This is a genomic window from Vibrio gazogenes (assembly GCF_002196515.1).
GTDB lineage: Bacteria > Pseudomonadota > Gammaproteobacteria > Enterobacterales > Vibrionaceae > Vibrio > Vibrio gazogenes_A.
Map to the genome: position 1 here is coordinate 128,349 of NZ_CP018835.1, position 13,696 is coordinate 142,044.

13 protein-coding genes and 1 pseudogene are annotated in these 13,696 nt (G+C 42.7%); 6 read left to right on the top strand and 8 right to left on the bottom strand.

Annotation, left to right across the window (positions count from 1 at the left end; all coding sequences use genetic code 11):
- Window positions 1-216: 216 nt before the first annotated feature.
- Together BSQ33_RS00585 and BSQ33_RS00590 are read right to left on the bottom strand one after the other, a co-directional pair.
- Complete coding sequence (locus BSQ33_RS00585; protein WP_027694196.1) at window positions 217-939, bottom strand: 3'-5' exonuclease; 723 nt, start codon at window positions 937-939, stop codon at window positions 217-219.
- Between the two features lies 1 nt (window position 940).
- On the bottom strand, window positions 941-2,836 hold the full coding sequence (locus BSQ33_RS00590) for a putative nucleotidyltransferase substrate binding domain-containing protein (RefSeq protein WP_021020366.1): 1,896 nt from the start codon (window positions 2,834-2,836) through the stop codon (window positions 941-943).
- Between the two features lie 209 nt (window positions 2,837-3,045).
- Between BSQ33_RS00590 and BSQ33_RS22195 the strand changes: the two genes are divergently transcribed.
- Together BSQ33_RS22195 and BSQ33_RS22200 are read left to right on the top strand one after the other, a co-directional pair.
- Window positions 3,046-3,261 carry a hypothetical protein gene (locus BSQ33_RS22195; protein WP_420070615.1) on the top strand — a complete coding sequence of 72 codons (216 nt, stop codon included), beginning with the start codon at window positions 3,046-3,048 and terminating at the stop codon, window positions 3,259-3,261.
- Window positions 3,254-3,400 (top strand): annotated as a pseudogene (locus BSQ33_RS22200) (two-component system response regulator); the annotation flags it as partial. The gene BSQ33_RS22195 and the pseudogene BSQ33_RS22200, both read left to right, overlap by 8 nt.
- Window positions 3,401-3,470: 70 nt before the next feature.
- Here BSQ33_RS22200 and BSQ33_RS00600 read toward each other — a convergent pair.
- The 3 genes from BSQ33_RS00600 to BSQ33_RS00610 are packed head-to-tail and all read right to left on the bottom strand — an operon-like array spanning window position 3,471 to window position 5,615.
- A complete protein-coding gene (locus tag BSQ33_RS00600; protein ID WP_088132894.1) occupies window positions 3,471-4,157 on the bottom strand; it encodes an HAD family hydrolase in 687 nt (228 codons plus the stop codon).
- On the bottom strand, window positions 4,154-5,014 hold the full coding sequence (locus tag BSQ33_RS00605) for a hypothetical protein (RefSeq protein ID WP_021020362.1): 861 nt from the start codon (window positions 5,012-5,014) through the stop codon (window positions 4,154-4,156). Before BSQ33_RS00605 ends, BSQ33_RS00600 begins: the two co-directional genes overlap by 4 nt.
- Window positions 5,001-5,615: a GNAT family N-acetyltransferase gene (locus tag BSQ33_RS00610; RefSeq protein ID WP_021020361.1), complete on the bottom strand. Its 615-nt coding sequence runs from the start codon at window positions 5,613-5,615 to the stop codon at window positions 5,001-5,003. The genes BSQ33_RS00605 and BSQ33_RS00610 overlap by 14 nt, the downstream gene beginning before the upstream one ends.
- 897 nt (window positions 5,616-6,512) lie before the next feature.
- On the opposite strand from BSQ33_RS00610, the gene pncA reads away from it, so the two are divergent.
- Complete coding sequence (gene pncA / locus BSQ33_RS00615; RefSeq protein WP_088132896.1) at window positions 6,513-7,133, top strand: bifunctional nicotinamidase/pyrazinamidase; 621 nt, start codon at window positions 6,513-6,515, stop codon at window positions 7,131-7,133.
- A gap of 129 nt (window positions 7,134-7,262) precedes the next feature.
- Here pncA and BSQ33_RS00620 read toward each other — a convergent pair whose 3' ends face one another.
- The 3 genes from BSQ33_RS00620 to citS all read right to left on the bottom strand — a co-directional run bounded on the left by BSQ33_RS00620 (window position 7,263) and on the right by citS (window position 11,152).
- On the bottom strand, window positions 7,263-7,946 hold the full coding sequence (locus BSQ33_RS00620; RefSeq protein WP_027694194.1) for a response regulator: 684 nt from the start codon (window positions 7,944-7,946) through the stop codon (window positions 7,263-7,265).
- Window positions 7,946-9,592, bottom strand: coding sequence for an ATP-binding protein (locus BSQ33_RS00625; protein ID WP_088132897.1), 1,647 nt, complete (start codon window positions 9,590-9,592; stop codon window positions 7,946-7,948). The genes BSQ33_RS00620 and BSQ33_RS00625 overlap by 1 nt, the downstream gene beginning before the upstream one ends.
- Window positions 9,593-9,808: 216 nt before the next feature.
- Window positions 9,809-11,152: a citrate/sodium symporter CitS gene (citS, locus tag BSQ33_RS00630; protein WP_021020357.1), complete on the bottom strand. Its 1,344-nt coding sequence runs from the start codon at window positions 11,150-11,152 to the stop codon at window positions 9,809-9,811.
- A 280-nt stretch (window positions 11,153-11,432) separates the two neighbouring features.
- Here citS and citC point away from each other — a divergent pair, with 280 nt between their 5' ends.
- Genes citC through citE form a run of 3 tightly spaced genes read left to right on the top strand, consistent with a single transcriptional unit; the run spans window position 11,433 to window position 13,694 of the window.
- On the top strand, window positions 11,433-12,482 hold the full coding sequence (citC, locus tag BSQ33_RS00635; protein WP_088132898.1) for a [citrate (pro-3S)-lyase] ligase: 1,050 nt from the start codon (window positions 11,433-11,435) through the stop codon (window positions 12,480-12,482).
- Window positions 12,483-12,525: 43 nt separating this feature from the next.
- The gene (citD, locus tag BSQ33_RS00640) at window positions 12,526-12,822 is read left to right on the top strand and encodes a citrate lyase acyl carrier protein (protein WP_021020355.1); all 297 of its coding nucleotides are present in this window, start codon (window positions 12,526-12,528) and stop codon (window positions 12,820-12,822) included.
- Window positions 12,819-13,694, top strand: coding sequence for a citrate (pro-3S)-lyase subunit beta (gene citE, locus BSQ33_RS00645; protein WP_021020354.1), 876 nt, complete (start codon window positions 12,819-12,821; stop codon window positions 13,692-13,694). Before citD ends, citE begins: the two co-directional genes overlap by 4 nt.
- Window positions 13,695-13,696 lie beyond the last annotated feature (2 nt).

Here is a 13,696-nt window from a genome sequence, read left to right on the forward strand (position 1 = left end):
TTTTCTGTCTGGACAAAGGCTGATGATAACAATTGGTGACGTTGTCACATAATTCTGTTCGATGAACTGTCTGCATTTTCCGCCGAGAGTGAAACGTGGCTGAAGATGAGAATACAAGCAGTTTATTGAAAGATATTGTGAGGGTGTCCGACGTCCGAAATCGTACGTCGGATGCTGTTGTGCGGTGTATTTTTCAGTGAATGCTTTGCGGCTGACTTATATCCAAAAATCACTCACTGGACGAGCGCGATCATAATGATGGGCGATCTGTGCCTGAAGCAGTTCTGCCGTCGCGAGTGCATCAAGCAGTGCATCATGGAGCGGATAGAGTGGTAGTCCGTAGCGCTCCCTCGTATTTCCTAAGCGTACTGACGGTTTTTTCTTAAAACTGTTCATGAGATTGAGAATACCACCGGATTGTTGTGCCAAAATCCTTTCTTCAATATTCATTGTATCAACAACCGGAAACTCGATGCCTTCTTTAATTCTTTTTTTAAGTGCCTGATCGAGAAACTGCCGTTCTATCGGATAGTAATGGACGACAATGATTTTCCCCGCCATAAGATGGAGAATATCATCGAGGAACTCATTTAAATCAGGAGCGTCCATGATATCCGTATGCGTGATGCCATGAACAATGATGGATGATTCTTTTAAGGGACGACGAGGTTTCACCAGCCAGTGTTTACACTGACTCAGTTGGATTCGATCCAGCGTAAAAGGTACTGCTCCAATTGTTACGATTTCATCTTTAGCCGGATTCAGCCCTGTGGTTTCAAAATCAAGAGCCAGAAACTCGATTTCCTCAATCGGGGTATCTGCATCCGGTAGTAATTGTTGATAAAAATAGTTGAGAGACGGGTGCGTGACCCGTTTCTGCTTGAGTTGATATTTCTTCTGCCAGTCAATGCTGGGGGCTTTCAATAGTTTTTTTAGCATTTTATGATGCACGTGGTGAACTGTTAGCTTTATAACGATATTTCAAAAAGTTTTGCGCATTGCTCAAAATTTGAAATGCATCTTTCAGGTTACGTCGTTCAAAGTCTGAGAGATTTTCCGGCTCAATATTGTTGTCCGGCTCAATCCGGTTCTCAACATCGTAGGCTTGATGACGGATACGCACCATGGAAATAAATTCAAGCGCATCTCTGAGATTTTCACCGCCGCCTTTTGGCAGCAAACCTGATTCGATAATGTCATCTAATCGCTCAAATGAATTTTTCGCATGTGAGCCAATCGCAAGGGCATGAACCCGAATGACATCGGCTAGCGGTGCGGTTCCCCGTCGTTTTAGATTGATGGAGTTATTGTGGCGACCATCTTTTTCCATCACAAAGTTTTTGAAAAATCCTAGTGGTGGGGTACGGTTCAACGCATTTCGGGCTAAACAAGCGAGGAAACGCGGACTTCTTTGAGCGCGCCTGACGATAAACCGATTGAGTTGTTCTGCCCAGCGCGTTTGCCCATAGACGCCATCGAGATCGAAGAAAATTGATGCATTCAGTAGTGCCTTAGGATTCGGATCATCAATCCAATCGGAGAAGCAAACTTCCCATTCCTGACGGGTCATCCGCCAAATCGGATTCGTTGCCATAATCCCACCGGTACAATAGCTGTAACCGCAGAGAGCGAGCGCATCACAAACAAACTGAGAGAGTTTACTGAAGTAGTCATCGTGCTTATTGGCATCATAACGGTTGTCGAGAATAATTGCGTTATCCTGATCCGTGACTACGAGTTGTTCATCTCTTCCCATTGAACCCAGTGCCAGAAAACAGTAAGGGATGGGGGGCGGCCCGTATTCTGCTTCAGCCAACTCAATAATTCGTTGTTTAAAGCTTCGACCAATCACTGACATCGCAGTGCCAATCATATGGGCATTCGCATCTTCATTGACCAGACGAACAAAACTTTCTTTCACCTGCTCGGCAATCGTCACCAAATCATCGACACTGTTTTGATGGAATATGCTACTGACTAATAGCAGTGAGTTTTGTGACTGATAACGAACCAAATCGGTGGTTTCGAGAATGCCTAACGGTTGGTTCTCTTTCAAAATGGGTAGATGATGAATTTGATGACGCAACATCACCATCATGGCTTCATAAACGTAAGCATTATGATCGAGTGTTAACAGCTCGGTTGTCATTACTTCATGAATCGGACGCTGTGGAGAAATGGCATTTGCCAGTACTCGACTACAAAGATCTCTATCTGTAATGATACCTAATTGAGGTTTGTCATCATGGCAATCTGTTGTGGTTGGGTCGGTGTTCAATATCAGCAGGGCAGAGACATTTTCTTCAGCCATTTTTTGCGCTGTTTCATGGATCGACGTCTCCGGTGGAATCCAAATCGCTTCCCCTGTCAGCAGATTTTTAACTTTGGCGGTGGACAGGTCATTGGTTTCTACAGTACTGGAAACCGCATGACGCAGTCTGGTTTTATCATTGACCTCAACAAAGTCGGCAAAGATTTCGTAGTTATCGTACAGAGACTGGAACAGTGATTCTGGAATTCGATAGACCAATGTATCTTCAATCGCTGTGACAGGGAAAACGACTTTGTTGTTGGTCAGTAATCCCATTTGACCAAATAGATCGCCTTGTGAAAGACGATTGTAGAGTTCACCTTTGCGTCGATAGACTTCGACAGCGCCACTCCGGATCATGAACAGCTCCTGAATCGCACCGCCGTTTTGAATGATCGGCGTTCCTTTTCGAAAATAGGTGATCTCTATCTGTTGGATAATCTCTTCAAGGACGGCATCTTCAAACTCGTTGAATGGCGGGTATTGGGCAAAAAATTGTTTAATTTCCAATAATTCTGTATGCATGTAGGTTTCCCTATAACGAGCTTTTTTATCATCATAGCAGGAAGTGATGCATGGTTCGATGGAAGAGAATGAAATTGTTAAAAAAAGGTAAACTCAGTTAGGTAAAAAAGCCCAGCTGATGCCGGGCTGTATATCAAATTCAAGAACCTCAAATTTAAGAGTGATGTAATGAGGTTTTCTGTGTTTTCCAATGACTGAGCATGGTACTGATGAGTGGACTGATCAGCAATAGAATTGCCAGTGATGTGAATGTGAAAGTAATCGGTCTTTCCCCAGAGAAAATTGAGTTCACCATCACTGAGCATCAGCGTTATTTGGAACAAATCGATGGCTTTGAGGTTGTCGGTATTGCCACCAATAGGGTCGAGGCTGAGGTGCAACTGTCACTTCTTGCGCCGGATTTGATTCTTTTAGATGGCGGATGAAGCCGGAGAGCAGATCGGAACAAGCCGAACCAGTGCCAGACGCTATCTGGAATATCTGAACGGTACCGGAGAAGTGAGCTCTGATGTCAATTATGGGATGGTTGGTCGTCCTGAACGGTGTTATCAGCGTAAGAGATGATATAAGAAAGGTAATCATATGCAGTGAACCGTTGGCTCACTACATATATTTACAAGATGCAATGTAGATTTTAACTAGGGCAGAGCTGCGTTAAGAAATGGTCAATATGCTGTCCCACTTCTGCCGGTGTCGAAGCCCGTCTCATCTGTTCCATCGAAGGGAGCTGATTATTTTGGAAATATTCCGCTGAAACAAAGGCATCACTGGCACGATAGCGTAATGTATCCTGATCAGCGGATCCGTCACCCACAATAATAAACTTACCTGTCGTTTTATTCTGACTTTTCCATTGCTCGATGACCTGTACTTTCCCCTTCGAGGAAAGTAGCGGGGAAGGTCGTATACTGAGCACCCGATTTCCCAGCCAGATAAAACGGTTCGCAGTGAGTTGATCATATTGAATGCCCCATGCATCTAATAACGGGGCGATCCATTCCGTATAACCACCAGAGATAACATGGAGCTTGATACCTTTGTCGGTTAACGTACGGAATGTATCTTTCAATACGGGCTCCAAAGCATCTACCCGACTCGCAACATACTGATCGATTGTTTGCTTGGTGACGAACATTGCTGTTCTGAGCATGAACAGTTTCTCTTGCCAAGTGGCGCGTCCGGCAAATGCCCGAGGTGCGATTTCTGCCAGATACCGCATTGTTTCATCACCACCTTTTTTATGACTCAATGCGATTTTCAAGACTTCTACCGTACTCTCTTCCGGAAGTAACGTATTATCAAAATCAAAGATGACATTCATAGCTGCTTTAACTGCTCTCTGTAACTATATTTATCGTCTCTGGTCCAATGGGTGGCCGGTATCTTCAGATAATCGGCGATAGCCTGTTGAACGGAGTCGGCAAATTCTTGCGGTGATTGCTCCCGAGAGTAATGAAGCTTATCCAGATAAGTCATTTCAAAATGGATATAGGGCATCATGAGAATTGTCATAAAGCGGACATATCCCGGAGACATTATCGGGCTTGGAGACAACCCGAAAGGAAGCCTGACTTTTAAAGCGTTCGGGACGACGGGTTGGCCTCGGATCATAAATTCAGGACGAAACCGGAATAGCGCTTGTCCGTTATTGATCGTGGCTTCTGGGGTAATGTATAGCGCATGTTTTTCCGGCTCTTTATTCCACTCTTTGAAACTCTGCACTAACTGCCGCTGATTTCTGACGAGCCAATAGTTGGAATTCGAGCCTTTAAATAATATGTAGCCCACAAATTTGCCCAGAGGACTATCCGATTTATCAATCATCAGTGTCGCGTGCGGCATTGCCAGCCCCGGGATATGATCAAAAATGCTGACATGAGGGCATGCAACAACACTCCCAGCAGTATATTTACCCACAGCTTCGGGGGTCATATTACAACGAACTTGTATGCCTAACAGCCGGATGAAGATCCGATATACCGACTTTCTTTTTGCATAAGGAAATATCGGAAACACCAGTCCGTAAACACCAATCAGCAACAGCCGAAACAGCAATAATAATAATCCAAATGGTATATATAACGCTGTCAGTACTGAAAAGTGATTCCATAGCTTTACATCACATAATGCCGAGATAGGGACATCCCGGCATAATGTGGATTGATCAATATTTTGCATGTACTGTTTCCCGTGTTTCTTGTTTCTGAATGTACTGATACAGTTTCTGAGCAGTACTTTCGTTTTTGTCTCTGACCCTGAAGAAGTTATCTCGGTCATAGTCAATCTTGAGGTGATCACCGAATGGGGTGGAAACAACTCGGCACTGTTCACGGTCAAGGTTGAGGTATTTCAGATTCATCTGAATTGCACGGGTGTGTTTAATGTTTGTGAGTGTGTAAACGGACGTGAATCCCAGTACGTCAAAGGCCCAGCATAATGCTGTGTGTCCTGCTAAATATGTCCAGGGCGTTCCCCAGTATTTTGGTAAATAACGCATCCCGAAGTTAATACCAAATTGTTTCTCTTCAAATCCTGCATACCCCATGAAAGGGGCATTTACGCCTTGAGAAACGACCCAGCGAGCCCATCCTTTTTGTTCCTGATTTTGCCTAAATCCTTCAACTTCACCTTTGATGATATCGATTGTTCTTGCCTGCCCAGAAGAAATAAACTTCATATTTTCTTCATCGGAAGCCAATGTCGCATACCCTTGAATATCATCATCATTCCACTTACGAAGTGTGATGCCGTACTTGCTACATATTACATTATTCATCATATCTACCTACCGCCAAACGTCAGTTGTTCAATTGTTTATTATTGCCACATTGTCCAATGTGATGTTTCTACATCTCGTTCTAATACGTTGTATTTTCCGTCCTTCTGTGAGTTCATATGACTGAGAACAGATGGAAAAGTTATGAACACTGGGTGAGGAGCTGAACTCAACTCTCTTCATCTTATGTATTTTTTTAAACATATTTATTACATCATTATTATTGATATATATACTTTATCTCCTCCGACCAGTGATCAATTGCATATAAAAACTTAAAAGTGACGGAAAATTTTCTTGAGTGAATAGTACTTCGTTAAAATATTCCTCTTTTGAATCATCATTATGAATTTAAGTTATTTGCTCTTTGTTTTAATGTAAATAGTTGCTTATCGTCATAATTATCAGAAGAGGGAGTCGTGGTCTTGATACAGCTAGTCAATCGCTAGGAGGGGTGAGGCATAGTGGATAAAGTGTAAAATAAAATAAAATCATCTAAAAAAACAAAAAATATGCACTTCAGTCTCTAATGTGAGAAAATTTTCTTAATTTTTCTTTTGTGAGACTCGCTAGTTTGGAACAGAGTTATATAAGAATGTTAGCGTTTTCATTGTAAGAAAGTTGGATATATATGATGATTAATCGTTTTAAATTAGGAAAAAATCTGGGTATCGTGTTTTTCGAACAATCTTTCATTTATAGACATGGATATCATCAATATGATTGACAATATTAGTCAAATCCAATAAGCAGTGCTATTTATCAGTATGATATACTTTAAAGAAGGTCATTATTGCATTGATAATCGTAACTGCAATCACAACCCGCCATTTTATGACCAACAGTGATTTTGATTTGAGCATGTGATGTTATAAGGATAGCTGTATTCAGGAGGAAGATATGACTCAAACGTTAGTGATCGTCGATGTTCAAAATGATTTTTCACCATCTGGTGCGTTGCCTGTGCCTGATGGAGATTGTGTCGTTACAGTAATCAATCGGTTAATGTCTTGTTTTAAGCATGTTGTCGCAACGCAAGACTGGCATCCCGCAGGACACGGGAGTTTCGCGTCCGTACACCATATGTCTCCTGGTGAGATGATTGAGCTGAATGGCATTGAGCAGATTCTATGGCCCGATCATTGTATTCAATCATCTTGGGGAGCTGAATTTATTCCCGGACTCGCACAGAACAATATTGAATATATTGTCTATAAAGGCAGTCATCCTGAGATTGATAGTTACAGTGGATTCTTTGACAATGGAAAACTGCAATCAACCGGACTTTTGGATTATTTGAAAGAAATCGGTTCGGATGAATTGTATATTGTCGGGCTTGCGACAGACTACTGTGTGCTATATACAGCGCTTGACGCGGTTGAACTTGGTTTTAAAACTTATGTTGTCCAGGATGCTTGTCGTGCTGTGAACCTCAATTCTGACGATGAAAAGAAAGCGTTGGATAGAATGGCTCAAGCGGGCTGTCGGATTATACAGTCAAAAGATGTACTGAACGAGTGATGTATATCAATCATGGTATTCATCAATGATTGTGCCCAGCAGGCCGATCATGCTGTGATGGTAGAAGATGAGTATGGTAAGTGCATCACAATGAAAAGAGCCAGTAACAAGACTGACCCATCCATGGTTTTACTTTCGACGGTATAGCCTTTCAGGCCTGCCAACCCGACCGTGTTGGATTATCGCTTCAAGGAAGCTGGAGGATGTGCAATATTCCAGATATCGACGAGCGGTTGTTTTACTGATACCAACCAGTTTACCCAGAGATTCCGCAGTGTGTGTCACATCCTTTTCTTGATAAATGACCTTAATCTTATCTAGGGTTAGTTCATCAATCCCTTTGGGGAGATTATCTTGATGGTATTGTGCTTTTGATTGGAAGTTGAGTAATTCATCGACATGCCTTTGATTGAAGTTATCTGCGGCTCTCAGAGAATTGTTATACTTTAAATAGCGTTCAAGTGAATCCTGTAATCGGTCGTAGGCAATCGGTTTGAGCAGATAGTCAAATACACCACAGCGAACTGCTTCACGGACGGTTTCCATATCTGAGGCTGCGGTGACAAAAATCACATCCGGTGTGTTTCCACCGGAAATCATCTCTTTCAGTAAATCCAGACCACATCCATCGGGAAGAAAGTTATCTAATATAATTAATTGTGGTTTTAAAAAGCGGAGCATATTCCGCGCTTCAGCCAGAGAGCGGGCAACACCAACCGGACGAAACCTAGGCATTTGATTCAGGTAGTAAGTGTGAAAATCAGAGATACTGACTTCATCTTCAACAATCAATACATCAAATACATCCATTATTATGTACTCACGTTAGGGATGAAAATAGAAAAAATGGTACCTTGGGGGTCTGCATGATCAATCAATATTGTGCCATTGGCCTGAGTGACCAGACGATGGACCAGATATAAACCGATACCATGTCCCGGTTGTTCCTTGCTACTGACGCCTTTGGTAAAAAGTGAATCAGAAATTGCTTCGGGGATACCGATACCATTGTCCGCTACCTCAATGACGAGCTCGTCTGAGGCATCGGTTAAAAGCAGTGTGATCGTTTTATTACTGCTATCGCTTTTTAAAGTAGCTTCAAAGGCATTGTCAAGTAGATTCCCCAAAATTGCGGCCAGTTCGTCGGATGACATACATTGTGGTTCTTTTTTCACCTGACAGAGTGGATCAAAATCCAGCTGTAAGCCGAGTTCTTTTGCGCGGCTATATTTGCCCAGAAGGAGTCCGGCAATAATACGCGAGCAAAAAGTTTGGGTAATATAATCGATCAACTGTTGTTGATTCTGGGTTTCTTTCTGAATCGCCTGAATGGCTTCATCATAAGCGCCAATTTGTACTAATCCTCCGATAGTGGATAACCGATTGGTGTATTCATGACTGAGGACCCGAAGGTTCTCCGTATGCTGGCGAATTTGTGAAATTTGTGATGTCAGGGTATTGATATCATCCCGCCTACGGAAACTCACAACCCAGCCAACATGTTTTTCGTGATCCCAAATGTTGACTCGGTTGGCAACCAGTGTTTCACCGTTGCAGGTGATCAGTTCATCTTGTTGGTCACTGATATCAACCTGACCATGTGGGTCGCTCCCCATAAAAAATGAAGCGGGGGTGACGAATTCAGTAATCGATCTGCCGAGTAAATACTTGGGCGGATGCGCGATACCCAATGTCTTGAGTGCACGGTTATTGACCGATAAAATCTTACCTTGGGTGCTGACAGCGATAATGCCTTCATAAACACTTTGTAAGATTGAACTGTGTAAGCGCAGAGAGAGCGCAATTTCTTCCGGCTCCATCTCGAACATTTGTCGTTTGATATGTTTGGTAAATAACCAAGCACCGAGCATGGATAAGATCAACAGGGCAAAAACAGCATAAAAAAGCGGATAGGAATATAACGCCATCCAGTCACTGATACTATTCATCAAGTAACCGACGGAGACGACACCGATAATCTCATTGTGTTGATTAATAACGGCGGACTTTCCACGGATTGCAAAGCCTAAGCTTCCTTTCCTTAACGATGAATAATATTCCCCGTATTTTAACGCTCGAACATTATCCCCCCCTTGCATGGGAAAGCCGACTTTATCTGACTCAGGGTGTGCCAGCCGAATCCCTTCTTTATTGCCGACCACAATGAAGTCAGCGTCAGAGATGGCTTGTAATTCATGGACGGTATGCTGAATCGCTTCAATATTGTGTTGTTCGATGTTGTGAATTAATACTTTATTATGTGCAATCTCTCGGGCTTGAATGACCGCTTTGGTTCTAAATTGATGTTCGAGACTTTTACTGAGCGTAAGATGAAAAAAGACCGTGACCAGTATTAACTGGATTGAAATAACCAAGATGAGCAGAAGGGCAACCCGGCGTTGGAATGATAGCTTCTGACATATCTGTGTATGAGCGGCTTGAAAGATCGTTTTGAGCATAACGGTAGATTAAGGCTAATTGTTATCCGTGATTATATCGACTCTATGGATAAATAGAATTGACATGTGTGGTTCAAAATCCATTTTTAGACGTTGAATAACCTGTATTTTTATCGCCATGCGCGCGATATCACAATTGTTAAATATCAATATGATTTTAGGTGCGGGGAGGTCTGGGCAGAGCGCGTCGGATGACGCGCTCCAAGGGAAGAAAAATTACATAAATATCCCGAATACAACACTGGCGATGATGAGAACAATTCCGCCACCAAGACGTGAAGAGATTTGGGCGTAGGAGAGTAGGTTCATTCGGTTAGACGCAGCTAATACTTCAAGGTCACCGGAACCGCCTCGGTTTGCCATACATAGACCCGCCGTGATTGAAGATTCAACCGGATAAAAGCCCATCATCCAACCTCCGAGTGCAGAGCCAAAAATTGCACCGGTTACAATGAGTGTCGCAATAATAACATTGGTGAATGTTAATGCATTGACCACTTCACCCAGATCGGTGTAAGCAATACCGACACCGACCATCAAAACCCAAAGCAACTGTTTAGAGAAGAAAGAAGAAAGACGTTTTGCACCTTCTTTGATTTCATCCGAGCAAAGACCGGCACCGTTGATGAGTGCAACAATGATGACCATATAAGCAAATGTATGAATTTTGATATCACCAAACCCTGGGAGAATGTGTTTGGAAAGTGAGACTGAGAATGTATAAACACAGGCAGCAAGCATCAGGCCAATGGCTATTTCACGAGGTGTAATCGTGATTTTTTTGGTTTCTTCGTTCACATTGAAATTTGATTTACGTATGAGTTCTCCGTTGCCGGTTAGTGACGGGATTTTATCGCCTAAACCGTTCAGAATCGCAGCCGCAACAATTGCAACGATATTGGCAATCGTAAGAATTGCAATAGCAACTGAATAATACTGTTCTTTTGAACCACCCGTTACTGACTCGTAAATTTCAGACAGGGGAATTGCACCTGCGCCATTACCACCCCCCATAATCGGGAGTACATACAGCATCATAATTCGGTCCACCGGAATACCGAAAATCATACCCCCTAAGATACCGAGAATCGATGCTCCGGCTACTGCTGCGAGAATGGTTGGAATATAGCCAACTAATGAACGCAACAGGAGTTTTCTATTGACTGCCAGAATTGAACCGGTAATCAGTACCGCAATAAATAGGTCAAGGAAGTCCGTTTTTTTCATGACATCGGTGACAGCGGTAATTTCTCTTTGGGTCAACAATCCAGTATGGACGAACCATGCCGCGACAAGAAAAATCATCACTGGTGCGCCACCAATATATTTATTAAATATCGGCAAACGTTTACCGAATTCACCAAATATTGCTCCGACAACAAACATAAAGCAGAAGCCGCCAACAATATTATTAGGAAGCGTATCTGTAATATGCGCAGTCAGAACCACAAGAAAGAGTAGGGCAAAAAGATGGAATGGTATGCCGAATATTTTTATTTGTGACAACAACGAGTGAGATCCCTGAGCGTCACTTGTTATCCGTAACGTTTTTTCATTCATAATCAATTTCCGTAGGTTGATGTTCAATTTAACAATTTAGATAAAAAATTGATCCATAATTGTGAAAAAGTTCATTGAATGAAGTGACGTTAAAAACGTCAATGGCGTTAATGATTTTTATTGTGTTTTACAAGTTAAAAACAATGAGATAGTGGGGTTTAGTTCATTAAAATCATAAAGAGTTTTTAAGCTCGCATATAAAGTGATTCATATCATTATTTTATGGGTACAAACACCGCAAACTATGTCGTGACAAATTGATTTATAGAGGCAGTACGGCATGTTAGACGAGGTGTTTTTTTCTCGAGTCCCAATTACGAATCGCCATAAAATGGGTAAAATTCAGACCTTTTTATCGCGTAACGGGTTGGATATTGATGATGATGTAGAATATTTCGTTATCGGTAAACATGTATCTGGGCAGATATTGGCATGTGGTGGTATTGCCGGAAAAGTTTTAAAGTCTGTTGCGATTGATAAAACACATCGAGGCAGTGGGTTATCACTGACACTCATGACTGAATTGACTAACTTCGCTTATGAGTTAGGACGCTACAATTTATTTTTATTTACCAAACCTCAAAACTTTAACTTATTTCGCCAGTCTGGTTTTTTCCAGCTTGCGCAAGTCGATGATGCCATGATTCTCATGGAAAATAGCCCTAACCGTTTTCAATCCTATTGTCAGCAACTCAAATTGATGAAAGTTGCAGGCGACCGTATTGGTAGCATGATTATGAATGCGAATCCATTCACGCTGGGGCATCAATATTTAGTTGAAAAAGCCTGTGCGGAGTGTGATTGGGTTCATCTGTTTGTCGTTCGTGAAGAAGGTAAGGATTTTTCTTATCTTGAACGATTGAATATGATTCGGGCCGGCACACAACATCTGAAAAATGTAACTGTTCACCCAGGCTCGGATTACATGATTTCCAGAGCCACATTCCCGACTTATTTCATCAAAGATCAGAAGAAAATCAATCATTGCCATGCAGCATTGGATTTACAACTGTTTCGTGACGGCATCGTACCGGCTTTAGGAATCACCCATCGATATGTTGGTACAGAGCCGCTGTGTCCGGTTACCAATCATTATAACGAGTCGATGCATTACTGGCTGGCCTCGGCAGCTTCTCGACCCAATAAAATTGACATTATAGAAGTACCAAGAAAGGCCATTGGTGGTGAGCCTGTCTCAGCCTCCAGAGTTCGGCGGTTATTATCTCAGCAACACTATGATCAAGTTGCGAAACTGGTACCGAAAACGACCTATCAAATCCTATTGAGCGATGATGTTCAGAGCAATCGACTAAAATCGGTTGCGGCCTGAACATCATCCTATATAAAAATTTAAAATCAGAAAGGCCAATCCCATGGAAATTAAACAACCAGCGTTTGCAGGAACTCTGGAGTCCAGTGATCTTCAGGTTCGAATCTCCCCCAATAGTGACGGAGGTATCATCATTTATCTCGATAGTACGGTTCAGCAACAGTTCGGAGAAGCCATCAAACAGGTGGTACTCGATGCTTTACAGCAACTGAAAGTGACCAATGCTATTTTAACGATTGAAGATAAAGGGGCTTTGGATTGTGTGATTCAGGCTCGGGTACAGGCTGCAGTGATGCGTGCTTGTGATGTCGAACAGATTGATTGGAGTCTATTATCATGAGTCAATTACGCAGAAGCATGTTATTTGTACCAGGTGCGAATGCCGCCATGCTGAGTAATACGTTTATCTACAAGCCTGATGCGATTATGTTCGATCTTGAAGATTCTGTTTCACTACGGGAAAAAGATACTGCGCGCATGCTGGTGTATCGTGCATTACAACATCCTTTATATCAGGATATCGAAACCGTTGTCCGGGTGAATCCGATCGACTCCAAATTTGGTATCAACGATTTAAATGCTGTCGTCAGAGGTGGTGCGGATGTCGTACGTCTTCCGAAAACTGATACAGCGCATGATGTGACGTTGATGGCGAACCAAATTGAAGAAATTGAGAAAGCTTGTGGCCGTGCTGTCGGTAGTACCAAATTGTTGGCCGCGATTGAAAGTGCCCAAGGCATCAACAATGCGGTTGAGATCGCACATAGTTCCCCTCGATTGATCGGGATTGCGCTGGGAGCGGAAGATTATGTTCGTGACTTGCGTACCAACCGCTCACCAGAGGGAACCGAGCTGCTGTTTGCCCGATGTAGTATTCTTCAGGCTGCACGAGCTGTGGGGATTATGGCATTTGATACGGTCTATTCGGATGCGAATAATGAAGCTGGATTCCTTCGCGAGGCAGAACACATCAAACAACTTGGATTTGATGGCAAGTCACTAATTAACCCACGCCAAATCGATCTACTCCACAATGTCTATGCACCGACCCAGAAAGAGGTCGATTATGCTTATGCCGTTATTGAAGCGGCTGAAGAAGCAGAGCAGCAAGGGCTAGGTGTTGTATCTCTCAACGGGAAAATGGTCGATAGCCCAATCATTGAACGTGCACGCTGGACATTGCAACGTGCTGAATCCGGTATCAAACAATAGAA

Coding starts and splice junctions, on each gene's coding strand:
- BSQ33_RS00605 (WP_021020362.1), bottom strand. CDS start 5,014: ATGCAAAATATTGATCAATCCACATTATGCCGGGATGTCCCTATCTCG.
- citC (WP_088132898.1), top strand. CDS start 11,433: ATGTTAGACGAGGTGTTTTTTTCTCGAGTCCCAATTACGAATCGCCAT.
- citD (WP_021020355.1), top strand. CDS start 12,526: ATGGAAATTAAACAACCAGCGTTTGCAGGAACTCTGGAGTCCAGTGAT.
- BSQ33_RS22195 (WP_420070615.1), top strand. CDS start 3,046: ATGAGTGGACTGATCAGCAATAGAATTGCCAGTGATGTGAATGTGAAA.
- citE (WP_021020354.1), top strand. CDS start 12,819: ATGAGTCAATTACGCAGAAGCATGTTATTTGTACCAGGTGCGAATGCC.
- pncA (WP_088132896.1), top strand. CDS start 6,513: ATGACTCAAACGTTAGTGATCGTCGATGTTCAAAATGATTTTTCACCA.
- BSQ33_RS00600 (WP_088132894.1), bottom strand. CDS start 4,157: ATGAATGTCATCTTTGATTTTGATAATACGTTACTTCCGGAAGAGAGT.
- BSQ33_RS00585 (WP_027694196.1), bottom strand. CDS start 939: ATGCTAAAAAAACTATTGAAAGCCCCCAGCATTGACTGGCAGAAGAAA.
- BSQ33_RS00610 (WP_021020361.1), bottom strand. CDS start 5,615: ATGATGAATAATGTAATATGTAGCAAGTACGGCATCACACTTCGTAAG.
- citS (WP_021020357.1), bottom strand. CDS start 11,152: ATGAATGAAAAAACGTTACGGATAACAAGTGACGCTCAGGGATCTCAC.
- BSQ33_RS00625 (WP_088132897.1), bottom strand. CDS start 9,592: ATGCTCAAAACGATCTTTCAAGCCGCTCATACACAGATATGTCAGAAG.
- BSQ33_RS00590 (WP_021020366.1), bottom strand. CDS start 2,836: ATGCATACAGAATTATTGGAAATTAAACAATTTTTTGCCCAATACCCG.